14 protein-coding genes are annotated in these 15602 nt (G+C 42.0%); 13 read left to right on the top strand and 1 reads right to left on the bottom strand.

All coding sequences use genetic code 11. The features are described from left to right. The first annotated feature begins 4 nt into the window (after nt 1-4). The 5 genes from argR (at nt 5) to NSQ43_RS11940 (ending at nt 5161) form a co-directional block, all read left to right on the top strand. Nucleotides 5-454, top strand: a complete 450-nt coding sequence (argR, locus tag NSQ43_RS11960; protein ID WP_339250484.1) for a transcriptional regulator ArgR — start codon at nt 5-7, stop codon at nt 452-454. A gap of 33 nt (nt 455-487) precedes the next feature. Next, complete coding sequence (recN, locus tag NSQ43_RS11955) at nt 488-2185, top strand: DNA repair protein RecN (RefSeq protein WP_339250482.1); 1698 nt, start codon at nt 488-490, stop codon at nt 2183-2185. Between the two features lie 136 nt (nt 2186-2321). Next, the gene (locus tag NSQ43_RS11950) at nt 2322-3287 is read left to right on the top strand and encodes a SpoIVB peptidase S55 domain-containing protein (RefSeq protein WP_339250480.1); all 966 of its coding nucleotides are present in this window, start codon (nt 2322-2324) and stop codon (nt 3285-3287) included. A gap of 219 nt (nt 3288-3506) precedes the next feature. Beyond that, nucleotides 3507-4304, top strand: coding sequence for a sporulation transcription factor Spo0A (gene spo0A, locus NSQ43_RS11945; protein ID WP_339250478.1), 798 nt, complete (start codon nt 3507-3509; stop codon nt 4302-4304). Between the two features lie 131 nt (nt 4305-4435). After that, nucleotides 4436-5161 (top strand): glycerophosphodiester phosphodiesterase family protein, encoded by a 726-nt coding sequence (locus NSQ43_RS11940; protein WP_339250476.1) that lies wholly within the window; start codon nt 4436-4438, stop codon nt 5159-5161. Nucleotides 5162-5274: 113 nt separating this feature from the next. Here NSQ43_RS11940 and NSQ43_RS11935 read toward each other — a convergent pair whose 3' ends face one another. After that, the gene (locus NSQ43_RS11935; RefSeq protein WP_339250474.1) at nt 5275-5505 is read right to left on the bottom strand and encodes a DUF2627 domain-containing protein; all 231 of its coding nucleotides are present in this window, start codon (nt 5503-5505) and stop codon (nt 5275-5277) included. Between the two features lie 127 nt (nt 5506-5632). Between NSQ43_RS11935 and NSQ43_RS11930 the strand changes: the two genes are divergently transcribed. From NSQ43_RS11930 to NSQ43_RS11895, 8 genes are all read left to right on the top strand, one after another. Next, nucleotides 5633-7387: a sigma 54-interacting transcriptional regulator gene (locus tag NSQ43_RS11930; RefSeq protein ID WP_339250472.1), complete on the top strand. Its 1755-nt coding sequence runs from the start codon at nt 5633-5635 to the stop codon at nt 7385-7387. 15 nt (nt 7388-7402) lie between these two features. After that, the gene (yqiS, locus tag NSQ43_RS11925; protein WP_339250470.1) at nt 7403-8311 is read left to right on the top strand and encodes a phosphate butyryltransferase; all 909 of its coding nucleotides are present in this window, start codon (nt 7403-7405) and stop codon (nt 8309-8311) included. Nucleotides 8312-8340: 29 nt separating this feature from the next. Further along, nucleotides 8341-9438 (top strand): branched-chain amino acid dehydrogenase, encoded by a 1098-nt coding sequence (gene bcd / locus NSQ43_RS11920; RefSeq protein ID WP_339250468.1) that lies wholly within the window; start codon nt 8341-8343, stop codon nt 9436-9438. A 36-nt stretch (nt 9439-9474) separates the two neighbouring features. Further along, complete coding sequence (gene buk, locus NSQ43_RS11915) at nt 9475-10557, top strand: butyrate kinase (protein ID WP_339250466.1); 1083 nt, start codon at nt 9475-9477, stop codon at nt 10555-10557. 28 nt (nt 10558-10585) lie between these two features. Continuing rightward, entirely contained in the window at nt 10586-12013 is a 1428-nt protein-coding gene (gene lpdA / locus NSQ43_RS11910; protein ID WP_339250464.1) for a dihydrolipoyl dehydrogenase, read from the top strand. 199 nt (nt 12014-12212) lie between these two features. After that, the gene (locus NSQ43_RS11905; RefSeq protein ID WP_339250462.1) at nt 12213-13220 is read left to right on the top strand and encodes a thiamine pyrophosphate-dependent dehydrogenase E1 component subunit alpha; all 1008 of its coding nucleotides are present in this window, start codon (nt 12213-12215) and stop codon (nt 13218-13220) included. After that, nucleotides 13220-14203: an alpha-ketoacid dehydrogenase subunit beta gene (locus NSQ43_RS11900; protein ID WP_339250460.1), complete on the top strand. Its 984-nt coding sequence runs from the start codon at nt 13220-13222 to the stop codon at nt 14201-14203. Before NSQ43_RS11905 ends, NSQ43_RS11900 begins: the two co-directional genes overlap by 1 nt. Before the next feature lie 20 nt (nt 14204-14223). Continuing rightward, a complete protein-coding gene (locus NSQ43_RS11895; protein ID WP_339250458.1) occupies nt 14224-15546 on the top strand; it encodes a dihydrolipoamide acetyltransferase family protein in 1323 nt (440 codons plus the stop codon). Nucleotides 15547-15602 lie beyond the last annotated feature (56 nt).

The following is a 15602-nucleotide window of genomic DNA, read 5'->3' as shown; positions in this document are numbered from 1 at the left end:
CGAATTGAATAAGGGACAACGGCATTTACGTATTCGTGAGATTATCACGAATTATGAAGTGGAAACCCAGGACCAACTTGTCGATAAGTTAAAAAGTTCCGGTGTAGATGTTACACAGGCGACTGTATCACGTGATATTAAGGAATTACATCTTATTAAAGTTCCTCTTCCAGATGGACGGTACAAATACAATATCCCAACAGTCAATAAGTTCAATACCGAAGAAAAACTTGGACGGATGTTAAATGACGCATTCGTCAGTGTAGATAGCGCAAGTCATTTTATCATTTTGAAAACCTTGCCTGGAAATGCTCATGCTGTCGGTTCCCTTATCGATAACTTAGGTTGGGAAGAAATGCTTGGTACTATTTGTGGGGATGATACTTGTATGATCATTTGTAGGGATGAGTCACTGACTATTGAAGTGAAAGAAAGGCTTTTAGCGTTAATATAAGCCTGATTTTCATGGAAGGAGGCTCGTATTTGAATGTTAAGTGAACTATCCATTCATAATTTCGCCATTATCGAACAACTTGAAGTTTCTTTTGATGAAGGGTTAACTGTTTTAACGGGCGAAACAGGTGCTGGGAAGTCAATAATCATAGATGCAGTTCAGTTACTTGTCGGAGGAAGGGGTTCCCAGGAATTTATTCGCCATGGGGCAAATAAAGCTGAACTGGAAGGCATGTTCATAATCGAAGAAGAGAATCATCCTGTTTTTGAAAAGTTGAATGACTTTGGCATAGATTTCGAGGATGGCAATATTATACTGAGACGCGATATCAATTCAAATGGTAAGACGTCTTGCAGGGTAAATGGCAAGCTTGTGACAATTGCAAGTTTGCGTGAAATAGGTTCTCAGTTAATCGATATTCATGGTCAACATGATAATCAGGAACTCATGCATGAGAGAAGGCATATTCATCTGTTAGACCAATTTGCAGGCCAGCCCTTATTCGAAGCACATAAAAATTATCACGATATATATGAACGATATGTAAAACTTAAGCGAAGACTTGAAACAGCAAATGAGAATGAACAACAGGTTGCCCAGCGTATTGACCTTTATTCTTTCCAGTTAAAAGAGATTGATGCGGCTGGACTTCAAATTGGTGAAGAGGAAGAACTTGAAGAGGAAAAGCTGAAACTCCAACATTTTAATAGGCTTTTCGAACGTTTGAACACTGCGTTTGAATCTATTGGTGGGGATAATCATGCATTAGATTGGGTTGGTTCTGCTATGAGCGATCTTGAAGATGCAGCGTCAATCGATAAAGAGCTTACCTCACATGCTGAGATCATTTCATCATGTTTCTATTCCCTTCAGGATGTATCTCATGAACTTAAAAGTATAATTGATAGTATGGAATTCGACCCTATGAGATTATCTTTTGTCGAAGACCGTCTTGCCCTTCTTCTATCATTAAAAAGAAAATATGGTACAACGATAGAAGATATCCTCATTTATCGGGAAAAGATTTCCGATGAGCTGGATCAGTTGCTGAATCGGGATGCGCGTATTGTACAAGAACAAGAAAAGCTTGATCAGTTAAAAAAGGACTTGGAGATTGAAGCAAACGAGTTATCCATCATAAGAAAGCATGCTGCCACTGAGTTGGAAAAAGCGATTATGCAGCAATTAAAAGAGCTGTATATGGAAAAATCCGATTTTAAGGTTTCCGTTACAAGGAAACCGGCAAATGTATTTGATAGCAACGGTGTTGATGATGTCGTTTTCCTAATTTCAACAAATCTTGGTGAGCCTTTAAAACAGCTTGTAAAAATTGCATCCGGCGGTGAATTATCACGGATTATGTTGGCGTTGAAAACAATTTTTTCAAAACACCAAGGAATCACTTCGATTATTTTTGACGAGGTAGATACTGGTGTAAGTGGAAGGGTCGCACAGGCAATCGCTGATAAAATTTCAATGGTTGCAGTAAATTCACAAGTGCTTTGCATTTCCCATCTTCCTCAAGTAGCTGCAATGGCCGACCATCATCTTCTTATTAAGAAAGAAGTAACGGATAACCGGACAACAACGGCAGTCGCTGAAATATCTGAAATTGAGCGAACAAAGGAATTATCAAGGATGCTTTCCGGTGCCGAAATCACGTCGTTAACTTTACAGCATGCTGAAGAGCTGCTTTCAATGGCTGAAACAAGAAAAGCTACATTTCACTGATATTTAACAATAAAAAACATTATAGGAAACGATTAATTACGCATACTTAATGTATGCGTTTTTTCTTGTTTTAACCTTTCATAAGTTCCGCCTTAACGGACATACCAATAGTATCATTCAGCTGAGGAGGTGAACCATGGGATGGAGTAGGCGACTGTTGTCCGTTTCGTTTGCCACGCTTTTGTTATTTCTGCCTTTCCACGAGATCGTATCGGCAACTTCAAGAGATCAAGTCATTCCAATGGGACATTCAATTGGTATTCAGATGGATTTGTCCGGTGTGTATATAACGAATGACGTACTCGTTCAGGAAGATTATTGGTTGAAGGCGGGCGATTCCATTAGCAAAATGGATGGGATCCCTGTCGTTAATCTGAAGGATTTTGAAAAAGTCGTCGGCAAGGCAGAAAAGGATCAAATCCACATGAATATCAATCGGAAAGGAACACCGCTTGAAATTGTAGCGGAAAGGGATGCGGTAAAACGTCTCCTCCCATTTCTTAAAGACCGAACAGAGGGAACAGGAACTTTAACATATGTTGACCCGAAAAGCGGCACATATGGTGCCCTTGGCCATCAGATTGTCGATAGTTCCTTAAAATCACCACCATCATTCAAAAAAGGTGCGATTTACCTCTCAGAAATCGAGCAGATTAAGAAAAGTACACCAGGAACTCCGGGATATAAGATATCTTCCATTATTGATGGTGAAGATTACCTTGGCACCATTAAAACAAATGGCGTGTATGGAATTTTCGGCAACTGGAATGCTGCCAATAAGAAGGTTTTATCCGAGCCGCTTGAAATCATGCAGCCCACGGAATTAAAGACTGGGGCAGCGGAAATTTTTACTACCGTAAAAGGGACGGAAGTCGAAACATTCTCCATCCGAATAACGCAAATTGAAGAGGAACAATTTCAGTTCGTTCTAACGGATCCTGTCCTGTTAGAAACAACGGGTGGGATCCTGCAGGGAATGAGTGGAAGTCCTGTTATACAAAACGGAAAGTTTGTTGGTGCCATAACGCATATGTTTGTGGATGAACCAAAGAAAGGTGCCGGTTTATTCTTAGTGACAATGCTTGATGGCGACGGCAAATAATTTCATGCGAAAAGGTCAATCCTTAGGGATTGGCCTTTTTGGTAGTGGCTATGTGTCACACTTCGTCGAAATTTAGGGAAAGTGTAATTCGTTAGACACATTTTCAATTTTCTTAAAGGAATGTTGAATCGTTTGTCGAATTTCTACTATACATAAGTTTGCGAAAAGCGAAAAATGTAAAAGGGGTAACCAATGGAAAAATATGGGGGGAATTATGGAATGACGAAAGTGAAAATTGCAATTGCGGATGACAATAAAGAACTTGTTAAAACGATGACAGCCTATTTTAAACAACATCCCGATCTCGAAGTGATTTGGTCAGCACATAACGGCAAAGTTTGTCTTTCCATGCTTGAGGAAAACAAGCCGGATTTGTTGCTTCTTGACATAATTATGCCTCATTTGGATGGTATTGCAGTATTGGAAACGATTAAGGGGAATCCGGAAATGTCGGATATGCACATCATCATGCTAACCGCATTTGGTCAAGAAGATGTCATGGCGCAAGCTGGAGGCCTTGGTGCATCATACTTCATGTTAAAGCCTTTTGAAATCGATCGGTTAATTACACAAATCCACCAAGTTTCTGGAACGCAAAAGCCGGTTAGACCAACTATGCAAGCACCGAAAGAAGAAGTGGTTGAAAACACTGGCCTGTCTCAGCGAGCACTTGATACAACAATTACGACCATCATCAAAGAGATTGGCGTTCCTGCACATATTAAGGGGTACGCTTTTTTACGGGAAGCCATTCAAATGGTATATACAGATAATGATCTACTTGGCTCAGTTACAAAAGTTCTTTATCCAGACATTGCAGAAAGATACAAAACAACCCCGTCACGAGTGGAAAGGGCAATTCGACATGCAATTGAAGTGGCATGGAACAGAGGTAATTACGATACTATTTCCAAGATATTTGGTTATACAGTACATCATCTGAAAAGTAAGCCAACAAATAGTGAATTCATCGCGATGATCGCAGATAAGATCAGACTTGAAAATGTAGCAAGTTGAACTCATATTAAAAATTATTGACGGACACTGGCCGAAGCTTGTGTCCTTTTCAATTGGGTCCCCTGATTATTTTTGGAGAGTTTCTTGTCGGATTGGAGTATACTAGTAAAAACTCGAAAGGTGTTTTGGACGTGTCAACTGAACCTTCACATTGCAAACCGCTTGTTTACGCGCATAGAGGAGCCTCTGGGCATTGTTTTGAAAATACGATGAGTGCATTCAAGGAAGCGCTGAGACAAGGAGCAGACGGCTTAGAATTGGATGTGCAGCTTACTGCCGATGGGATACCTGTAGTTATTCATGATGAGGATCTAAGCAGGCTCGCTGGAATTAATAGACCGGTTTCTTCCTTCACCTATAGTGAATTGAATGGTATTAAAGTTGGCAGGAGGTTTTTTCGGAATTTCTGTGGACATAACATTCCTACATTGAGTGAAGTAGTCTCGTTTTGCAGTATGAATAATCTTGCATTGAATATCGAATTAAAGGAAACCGTTTCAGAAAGGCCTGAGTACCTTAGGGACATCTTAGATATGGCTCTACTTTTGAACAATGTACATCTGTCATCTTTTGATGTTGGAATTCTTGAAAAAGCAAAAATGATGGAACCATCACTCGAAATTGCCTTGCTTGTAAAAAAGAAAACGACGGACTGGGATAACTTGGGGAAATACAGTTTTGCGGATGGGTTCCATTTCCACAAGAGGCTAATGGCAGAACCGTATATGAGCAATCTAATAAATACTGGAAAAACTCTTAGGATGTATGGTGTAACGGGTAAGGAAGACATCACCCAAAATCCGCCACCCTCGATTAACGGCTGGATAACAGATTATCCAGGTAGATTCAAAAGATGAAAAAGGGACAACAGCGCAAATTGCTGATGTCCCTTTTTTCTTATTAGTTTCGTTAATACTTTTTGTTGATTATAGTTGCTCCGCCTGTAGCGTAAATCAACAGTATTAGCTTATTATTTGAATCTCTGCTGAACCCTACCTTTACGGCGATCTCGACGTAAAAGAAAACCAGCAAAAAATGCAAGGCCTGCACCGAACATTAACAAACCAACTATAAATTGAAGCCAAATGAACGGAAATGGGCTAAACAGAATGCCGAAAAGTGAATCACGCATCAATTTAATCCCACCGGCCGTTATTAAAATAGGTATCAAAAGAACGATGAAAGCTGCCATACGCGCCATATTATCAATCTCCTTAACAATTTTTATTTTACCTTCTCAACAAAGATTGTCAAGAACAGTGCAATCGTGTATGATGAAAATAGATTTGCAAAAGATTGCATGGTGCATAGAAGGAGAATGAATATCCTTGCAAAGTGTTCTTTTAATTGACTTGTTGAAAACAAATGAACAATTCTTTCGAAGGATTCGAACGGAAATGGATAGGCAGCGTATGATAATCAATTCAATTGATGAAGGTATGATTGGGATTGATCAAAAAGGAATTGTCGACTTCATAAATGAAAGCGCTTGCAGGATGTTAGAAGTTTCTGATTTCAACACAATTGGCAAATCGATTTTCGAGATCATTCCCGACAGTAAATTAGTCAGAGTTCTTGATACTAAAAAAGCCGAACTGAATAACGAATTGGTTCTTCCGAATGGCTTAACAATAATCAGCTCACGTTATCCACTAATTTCATCAGATGGGGAAACATTTGGTGCGTTTGCGGTTTTCAAAGACGTATCCGAAGTCGTTAAATTGGCTGAGGAAGTTACAGACTTGAAATCTATAAAAACGATGCTTGAAGCCATTATTCAATCAAGTGATGACGCAATTTCGGTCGTAGATGAAAAAGGTAATGGCGTTCTTGTCAATCGGGCGTACACAAGAATCACCGGATTGTCTGAAGATGAAGTAATCGGAAAACCTGCCACCGTCGATATAAACGAGGGTGAAAGTATCCATATGAAAGTGTTGGAGACACAAAAACCAATTCGTGGTGTAAATATGCGAATAGGGGAAGATAATAGGGATGTCATTGTAAATGTAGCGCCTATTATCGTCAATAATCAGATGAAAGGCAGTGTCGGTGTCATCCATGACATCACAGAAATGCGTAATCTGATGAAAGAGCTTGATTGGGCGAAGCAAATCATTCGAAAATTAGAGTCGACTTTTACATTTTCTGATATACACGGGAGTTCCGCAGATATACGTCTATCGATTGACCAGGCGAAAATTGCAGCGAAATCGGATATACCTGTTTTATTAAGAGGTGAACCTGGCTCTGGAAAAGAGCTTTTTGCAAATGCAATTCATAGTGAGAGCAATAGAAAATCCTCTAAATTCATTCGCGTGAACTGCACCGCGATTGACCCTTCCGTCATTGAAAGGGAATTATTTGGGGAAATTGAACAAAATCCTTCGATACCTGTCAAATTGGGATTATTTGATGAAGCAATGAGTGGAAGTATTTTCCTTGACGAAGTGACTGACTTGCCGTTAAGCGTTCAGTCTAGGTTATTGGAACACTTGAAACAAAGACCTACCCAAATGAATGAACATCTAAAATTCAATCCGGTACGCATCATTGCAGCAACATCCAAAAATTTAGAAAAAGCGATTCATGAAGGTTCATTCAATGTCGATTTGTACTATGCATTAAACCGTATTACGATACAAATTCCCTCCTTGCGAACTAGGAAGGCAGATATTCCTGAAATAGCAGCTCAATTACTGAAGAAATTAAATCAGGAATTTGGCATGAATGTCGGTGAAATATCAGGCGAAGCAATGAATAAATTGCAGCAATATGAATGGCCAGGAAACGTTCGGGAGCTTGAAAATGTCCTAAGTCGAGCAATGATTTACATAGGGCCTGGTTCCTCGATAATTCAAGCAGAAGATATTAGAAGATCCCTATTTACGAGTGAAGTAAAAACGACTGAAGAGATTCTTCCCGAGAAGAGTACACTTGCATCAGTTATGGACGATTACGAACGATCCGTCCTTGAAAAAGCTCTTGAAGAGCATAATGGAAATAAATCATTGACAGCAAATCGTCTTGGTATTTCGTTGCGCTCCTTATATTACAAACTAGAGAAATTCAAACTGATCTGATGGAGGAGGGCTGAAATGACGACACTAAAATCACTTGTTGAAAAAACCGCTGCGTCGGGTTCACGGACAGTCGCAGTAGCCTGTGCAGCGGACCCGGAAGTGCTTCAAGCTGTGGAGATGGCTATGATGAAAGGGATTGCCTCCTTTATACTCATTGATAATGAACGAATATTAGAGCAACTTATTAAGGAACGCTTTCCCGAACTTCGGAGCAACCCTTATATTTCTATCGTGCATGCCGATACTATTCAGGAAGCAGCCGAGAAAGCTGTCCGTTTCGTTTCAAGCGGTGAAGCACAAGTTCTGATGAAGGGGAATTTACCGACAGCAATCGTCTTAAAAGCTGTTTTGAACTCTGAATACGGCTTGCGAACGGGAAAGGTGCTTTCCCATGTAGCAGCCTTTGAAGTTGAAGGATACAACCGTTTGCTATTTGTCACGGATGCGGGAATGAATATTGCTCCTAACCTTGAAGAGAAAGCACAAATCATCCAAAATTCAGTGGCAGTTGCTAAAGCTTGTGGAGTTGATGTACCGATTGTTGCACCCCTCGCAGCGATTGAAACTATCAATCCTGTAATGGCAGCTACGACGGATGCGGCAAACCTGGTTGTTATGAATCATAGAGGGCAAATTAAAGACTGCATTATCGACGGCCCGCTTGCTTTAGATAATGCTGTGTCTATCAAATCGGCCCAACATAAAGGAATCACAAGTGTAACGGCTGGGAAGGCGGATATCCTTGTCGTGCCGTCGATAGAAGCAGGAAATATTCTATATAAATCACTTATGTATTTCGCCAATGCAAAAGTCGGTGGAATTATACAAGGTGCAAGAGCGCCGATCGTTCTCACTTCGAGATCTGATAGTGCAGAAACAAAGTTGTATTCATTGGCGCTAGCCATACAGACTTCAAAAAAATAAAACGGATTATCCCAAGGAGGAAATACATCATGGAATTATTTAAATATATGGAAACTCACGATTATGAACAACTGGTTATCTGTCAGGATAAAACATCCGGCCTTAAAGCAATCATCGCGATTCATGACACAACACTTGGACCAGCATTAGGTGGAACTCGCATGTGGACATACGCAAGTGAAGAAGAAGCAATTGAAGATGCACTACGACTTGCTAAAGGTATGACATATAAAAACGCAGCAGCCGGATTGAATCTTGGAGGCGGAAAAACAGTTATTATCGGAAATCCAAAAACGGATAAAAATGATGAAATGTTCCGTGCGTTTGGCCGTTTTATTGAAGGTTTAAATGGTAGATATATTACTGCCGAAGATGTTGGTACAACTGAAGAAGATATGGATTTAATCCACCTCGAAACTGATTATGTCACAGGGGTTTCCGCAGAATTCGGTTCATCAGGAAATCCATCACCAGTTACAGCATACGGCGTCTATAAAGGAATGAAAGCTGCAGCAAAAGAAGCATTCGGAAGTGATTCCCTTGAAGGCAAAACGATTGCAGTACAAGGTGTTGGAAACGTTGCCTATACACTTTGTGAGTATCTTCATGAAGAAGGCGCGAAATTGATCGTAACGGATATCAACAAAGAGGCCGTACAACGAGCTGTTGATGCGTTCGGTGCAATTGCTGTCGAAACTGATGAGATCTACTCACAAGATGCGGATATTTTTGCACCATGTGCACTTGGAGCGATCATCAATGACGAAACAATTCCACAATTGAAATGTAAAGTAATCGCAGGTTCTGCGAACAATCAATTGAAAAATCCAGAACACGGCGACATGATTCATGAAATGGGAATCGTTTACGCCCCAGACTATGTCATCAACTCAGGCGGTGTTATCAACGTTGCTGATGAGCTTGCAGGCTATAACCGTGAACGGGCGATGAAACGAGTTGCAGGAATTTACGATACGATTGAACAAATCTTCGCGATTTCAAAACGTGATAATATCCCAACTTACGTAGCCGCAGACCGTCTTGCAGAAGAAAGAATTGCAAGGGTTGCAAAATCTCGTAGCCAATTTTTGCAAAATGAAAAAAGCGTTCTTTCAAGAAGAAAATAACAAACGGCGCATCTCGGAAGAGTAGGAGGGATGTTCGTGCATAAAGATATCTTTAGAATCCTGGTCATCAATCCAGGGTCTACATCAACGAAAATCGGTGTGTACGATAACGAGCACCTTGTATTTGAAGACACATTGAGACATTCAGCAGAGGAACTTGCACAATATCCTTCAGTCATCGATCAATACGTTTTCAGGAAAGATTCTATTATCGCATCTTTAGAACGCGGAGGAGTCGCCTTGGATGAACTGCATGCAGTTTGCGGTCGAGGTGGACTTCTCCGTCCGATTGCGGGCGGAACATATACTGTGAATGCAAGAATGATCGAAGACTTGAAAAAGGGCTATTCCGGACAGCATGCATCAAATCTTGGTGGCATCATAGCAGACGAAATTGCTAGTGCGACTAAGATTCCGGCATTCATCGTCGATCCAGTAGTCGTTGATGAAATGCATCCGCTCGCCCGTATTTCAGGATTTTCTTTAATCAATCGAAAATCGATTTTTCACGCATTGAATCAAAAAGCGGTTGCAAGACGATATGCCAAAGAAATAGGCAAACGTTATGAAGACCTGCGCCTTATTGTCACCCATATGGGTGGAGGTATAACTGTTGGCGCACATCGTTTTGGAAGAGTGATCGATGTCAATAACGGCTTGCACGGAGATGGTCCATTTAGCCCGGAACGTGCGGGAACTGTTCCAACTGGGGATTTAGTCGATCTATGCTATTCAGGAACTTATTTCAGAACAGAAATCATGTCCAAGTTGGTCGGCAAAGGCGGACTCGTCGGATACCTTGGAACAAATGATGCAGTCACTGTAGAAAAACGGATTGATGCAGGCGATGAAGAAGCAGCTCTTGTCTATGAAGCAATGGCATATCAGGTGGCAAAGGAAATTGGAAGTGCCGCAACTGTCCTTGAAGGGAATGTAGATGCCATAATTCTTACCGGTGGCCTTGCGTACGGGAAACAATACGTAGAAATGATAAACTCCAGGGTGCAATGGATTGCAGATGTAGTCGTCTATCCCGGTGAAGATGAATTGCAAGCACTTGCAGAAGGTGCTTTACGCGTCTTGAACGGTGAGGAGAAAGCAAAAACCTATCCCGCGTGATGGATAGCAAAGAGGAGGCCATAAACAGATGGCAGTCGAATATGATGTAGTTATTTTAGGCGGCGGAACGGGCGGATATGTAGCAGCGATTCGCGCAGCACAATTAGGTCTTAAAACAGCTTTAGTTGAAAAGGAGCTTTTAGGTGGAACTTGCTTGCATAAAGGATGCATTCCAAGCAAAGCATTGCTGAAAAGCGCTGAAGTATACAAAATGGCTAAAACGGATTCTGCACATTTCGGTGTGGACACAGACGGCGCTACGCTGAACTTTACCCGAGTACAAGCAAGGAAAGAAGAAATCGTCCAACAGCTTCATAAAGGAGTCACTGCCTTGATGAAGAAAGGAAAAATAGATGTCTACGAAGGTTTTGGCAGAATGTTAGGGCCATCTATATTCTCTCCAATGCCTGGCACCATTTCTGTTGAAATGAATAACGGTGAAGAAAATGAAATGCTTATCTTAAAAAACCTTATTTTAGCTACCGGATCAAGACCCCGAACATTGCCGGGACTTGAACTAGATGAAATCCAAGTACTTTCTTCAGACGGTGCATTAAGAATGACCGAATTACCGAAGTCGATGCTAATCGTCGGCGGCGGAGTCATCGGTATCGAATGGGCTTCCATGTTAAATGACTTTGGAGTTGAGGTCACGGTGATTGAATATGCTGACAGAATCATACCGACCGAAGACGAAGACATTTCAAAAGAAATGAAAAAGCTTCTTTCGAAAAGAGGAGTCACTTTAATCACAGGTGCAAAAGTATTGCCTGAAACACTCAAGAAAACAGAAGAAGCAGTTACCATTTCAGCTGAAATTGCTGGTGAAACGGAAGAGTTTACAGCTGAGAAAATGCTTGTATCCGTGGGAAGACAGGCCAATACAGAAGGAATCGGTATCGAGAACACAGAAATCCAGTTAGACAAAGGCTACATACAAACAAAATCGACATTCCAAACGAAAGAAAGCCATATCTATGCAATTGGCGATGCAATCGGCGGACTTCAATTGGCACATGTAGCATCACACGAAGGGATCGCTGCAGTTGAACATATAGCTGGACTTTCACCGGAACCTATCAATTATACAAACATTTCACGTTGTATCTATTCAAGCCCTGAAGCGGCGAGTGTCGGGTTGACTGAAGCACAAGCAAAAGAGCAAGGGTTCAATGTAAAGGTCGGTAAATTCCCATTCGCAGCAATCGGCAAAGCACTCGTTAACGGTAACGCGGACGGATTCGTAAAAATAATCGCCGACAAAGATACCGACGACCTATTAGGGATCCACATGATCGGAGCACACGTAACAGATTTAATTTCCGAAGCAGGCCTCGCGATGGTCCTTGACGCCACTCCATGGGAAGTAGCATCAACCATCCACCCGCACCCATCCCTTTCCGAAGTAATGGGCGAAGCATCACTCGCAGTCGATGGAAAAGCAATTCATATGTAAATTTCTATGTTCCTTATTATTTCCGTTGCTTGAAGTGGAAGGCGGCGACTCCTGCGGGAATAGCATGAGCTGAAGACCCCGCAACGAAGCGTAGCGTAGTGAGGAGGCTGAAGCCATGCCCGCGGAAAGCGTCCGCCTGAAACGTAAAGCAACTGTTAATTTCCAATTATATCAACCGAAACGAAGGGGGATTCATAAAATGGCGAAAACGCGTCATGAAGAATTAGGATTGACGAACGAAAATGTTCTAGAAATCTACGAAACAATGGTAATGGCTAGACGTTTGGACGAACGCATGTGGCTATTAAATCGTGCCGGAAAAATTCCATTCGTCATCTCCTGCCAAGGCCAAGAAGCCGCACAAGCCGGAGCAGCATACGCACTTGACAAGAACAAAGACTGGATTGCCCCATACTACCGTGACATGGGTGTCGTCCTCCATTTCGGAATGACACCAAAAGAACTAATGCTATCGGCATTCGCTAAAGCCGAAGATCCAAACTCCGGCGGTCGTCAAATGCCAGGTCACTTCGGACAACGTAAAAATCGCATCTTAACAGGATCTTCCCCTGTTACAACACAACTTCCGCATGCAGTCGGAGTTGCACTTGCGGCTAAAATGAAAAATGAAGACTTCATCACATTTGTCACATTAGGAGAAGGTTCATCCAACCAAGGGGACTTCCACGAAGGGATGAACTTTGCTGGAGTTCATAAATTACCGACTGTCATAATGGTTGAAAATAATAAATATGCAATTTCAGTACCGCTTGAAAAGCAACTTGCTTGTGAGAACGTTTCAGATCGTGCAGTTGGATACGGCATGCCTGGAGTAACGGTTGACGGTACAGACCCACTTGAAGTCTACCGTGTCGTGAAGGAAGCTGCAGATCGTGCACGTAGTGGGGAAGGACCAAGCCTTGTTGAAGCAGTTTGTTACCGTTTGACTGCGCACTCATCAGACGATGACCATCGTCTATACCGTGATGCTGAGGAACTTGAGGCAGAACGGAAAAACGATCCAATTCCTAAATTCGCAGCTTATTTGAAAGAAGTTGGTGTCTTGGATGATTCACTTGAAAAAGAAATGGACGATCGCATTAAGGCGATTGTGAATGAGGCGACTGACTATGCGGAGAAAGCACCTTACGCTGAACCGGAATATGCACTTCGCCATGTCTATAAAGAGGAAGGGGGAGACCAATAATGGCTGTACTTTCATATATTGACGCGATTACACTTGCGATGAAGGAAGAAATGGAACGGGATGAAAACGTCTTCGTACTTGGAGAGGACGTTGGTAGAAAGGGTGGCGTATTTAAAGCGACAACTGGCCTTTATGACCAATTCGGTGAATACCGTGCACTTGATACACCACTTGCTGAATCTGCAATTGCTGGTGTTGGAATCGGAGCAGCGATGTACGGAATGCGTCCAATTGCAGAAATGCAATTCGCGGATTTCATCATGCCTGCAGTGAACCAGATTGTTTCAGAAGCAGCGAAAATCCGTTACCGTTCAAACAATGATTGGTCTTGTCCGATTGTTATCCGCGCGCCATTTGGTGGTGGAATTCATGGTGCGTTATACCATTCCCAATCAGTCGAGTCCATGTTTGCAAGTACACCGGGATTGAAAATTGTAATTCCTTCCACTCCTTACGACGCTAAAGGTCTATTGAAAGCTGCTATCAGGGATGATGATCCTGTCCTTTTCTTTGAGCATAAGCGTGCATACCGATTGATCAAAGGCGAAGTTCCTGAAGAGGAATACGTTTTGCCAATCGGAAAGGCCGATGTGAAGCGTGAGGGTGATGATATTACAATCATTACTTACGGACTATGTGTACATTTTGCATTGCAAGCAGCTGAAAGACTTGCTGAAGATGGAATTTCTGCACATATTTTAGACTTACGTACAATTTATCCACTTGATAAAGAATCTATCATTGAAGCAGCTTCAAAAACAGGTAAAGTATTGTTAGTTACTGAAGACAACCTTGAAGGAAGCGTAATGAGTGAAGTTTCAGCGATAATCGCAGAAAACTGCCTATTTGACCTTGATGCACCTATCAAACGTCTTGCGGGACCTGATGTTCCGGCTATGCCATATGCTCCTACAATGGAGAAGTTCTTCATGGTCAACCCGGATAAAGTTGAAAAAGCAGCGCGTGAATTAGCAGAATTTTAATATGAAAGGAGGATTTCGAAGTGGCAATTGAAAAAATCGAAATGCCCAAACTTGGTGAAAGTGTTACAGAAGGAACGATTGAAAAGTGGCTTGTGAAAATAGGCGATACGGTTAATAAATACGATCCATTGGCAGAAGTGAATACGGATAAAGTTACTGCAGAAATCCCTTCATCATTCGCTGGTACAATTAAAGAAATTATCGTAAAAGAAGGCGAAACTGTTGATGTAGGTGTCGTCGTTTGTACAATTGAAACAGAAGGCGGCGCAGAAGGAAACGCTGAACAAGAAAGTCAACCTGTTGCGGTTCCAGCAAAGGAAGAACCTGCAAACGAAATGCCGGCAGCTGGATCACAAAAACCGGCTTCACCTCTTCAACGCGGTGCAGGGGCAGCTCGCTTCTCACCAGCAGTCATGAGAATGGCGCAAGAAAACAATATCGATCTTTCTCTCGTTCAAGGATCCGGAAAAGAAGGACGTATTACCCGTAAAGACCTACAAGCAATTATCGACAGTGGTGAAATTCCAACAGCAGTACCAGTTGCAGCTGAACAAGTAGCTGAAGTCGTTCAGGCGGCTCCAGTCCAGGAAGCACGCCCTGTATCTAAACCGGCTGTCGCTGAGTCAATTCCTACTGCGGCTGGAGATATCGAAATTCCAATCACTGGTGTGCGCCGGGCTATTGCTACGAATATGCTCCGTTCTAAGCATGAAGCACCTCATGCTTGGACAATGATTGAAGTCGATGTCACGAATCTCGTCCAATACCGAGATTCTTTGAAAAACGATTTCAAACAAAAAGAAGGCTTCAATCTGACATACTTCGCGTTCTTCGTGAAGGCAGTATCACAGGCGTTGAAGGAATTCCCTATGATGAATTCGATGTGGGCAGGGGACAAAATCATCCAAAAGAAAGACATTAATATTTCCATCGCAGTCGCAACGGAAGATGCTTTATATGTACCTGTCATCAAACATGCCGATGAAAAAACGATCAAAGGAATCGGAAGGGAAATCAATGAATTGGCTTCAAAAGTCCGTTCAGGAAAACTCAAATCCGATGAAATGTTAGGCGGTACATTTACTGTAAACAACACAGGATCTTTCGGATCTATCCAATCGATGGGAATTATCAATTATCCACAAGCTGCTATCTTACAGGTCGAATCCATCGTGAAACGTCCTGTCGTTATGAATGGCGGCATGATTGCTGTTAGAGATATGGTAAACCTATGCCTATCACTTGATCACCGTGTATTGGACGGACTCGTAGCTGGTCGTTTCCTTGCACGCGTAAAAGAAATACTCGAAAACATCACCGCAGATAACACATCTGTCTATTGATAGAATTTCAGCTGTCTCTCTATAAGAGGGACAGTTTTTTGTATGAAAAAGGCTAA

This window comes from Sporosarcina sp. FSL W8-0480, from assembly GCF_037963765.1.
Classification (GTDB): domain Bacteria; phylum Bacillota; class Bacilli; order Bacillales_A; family Planococcaceae; genus Sporosarcina.
Note: the sequence above shows the minus strand (reverse complement) of the source record. Positions and strands in the feature narration are given on the sequence as shown.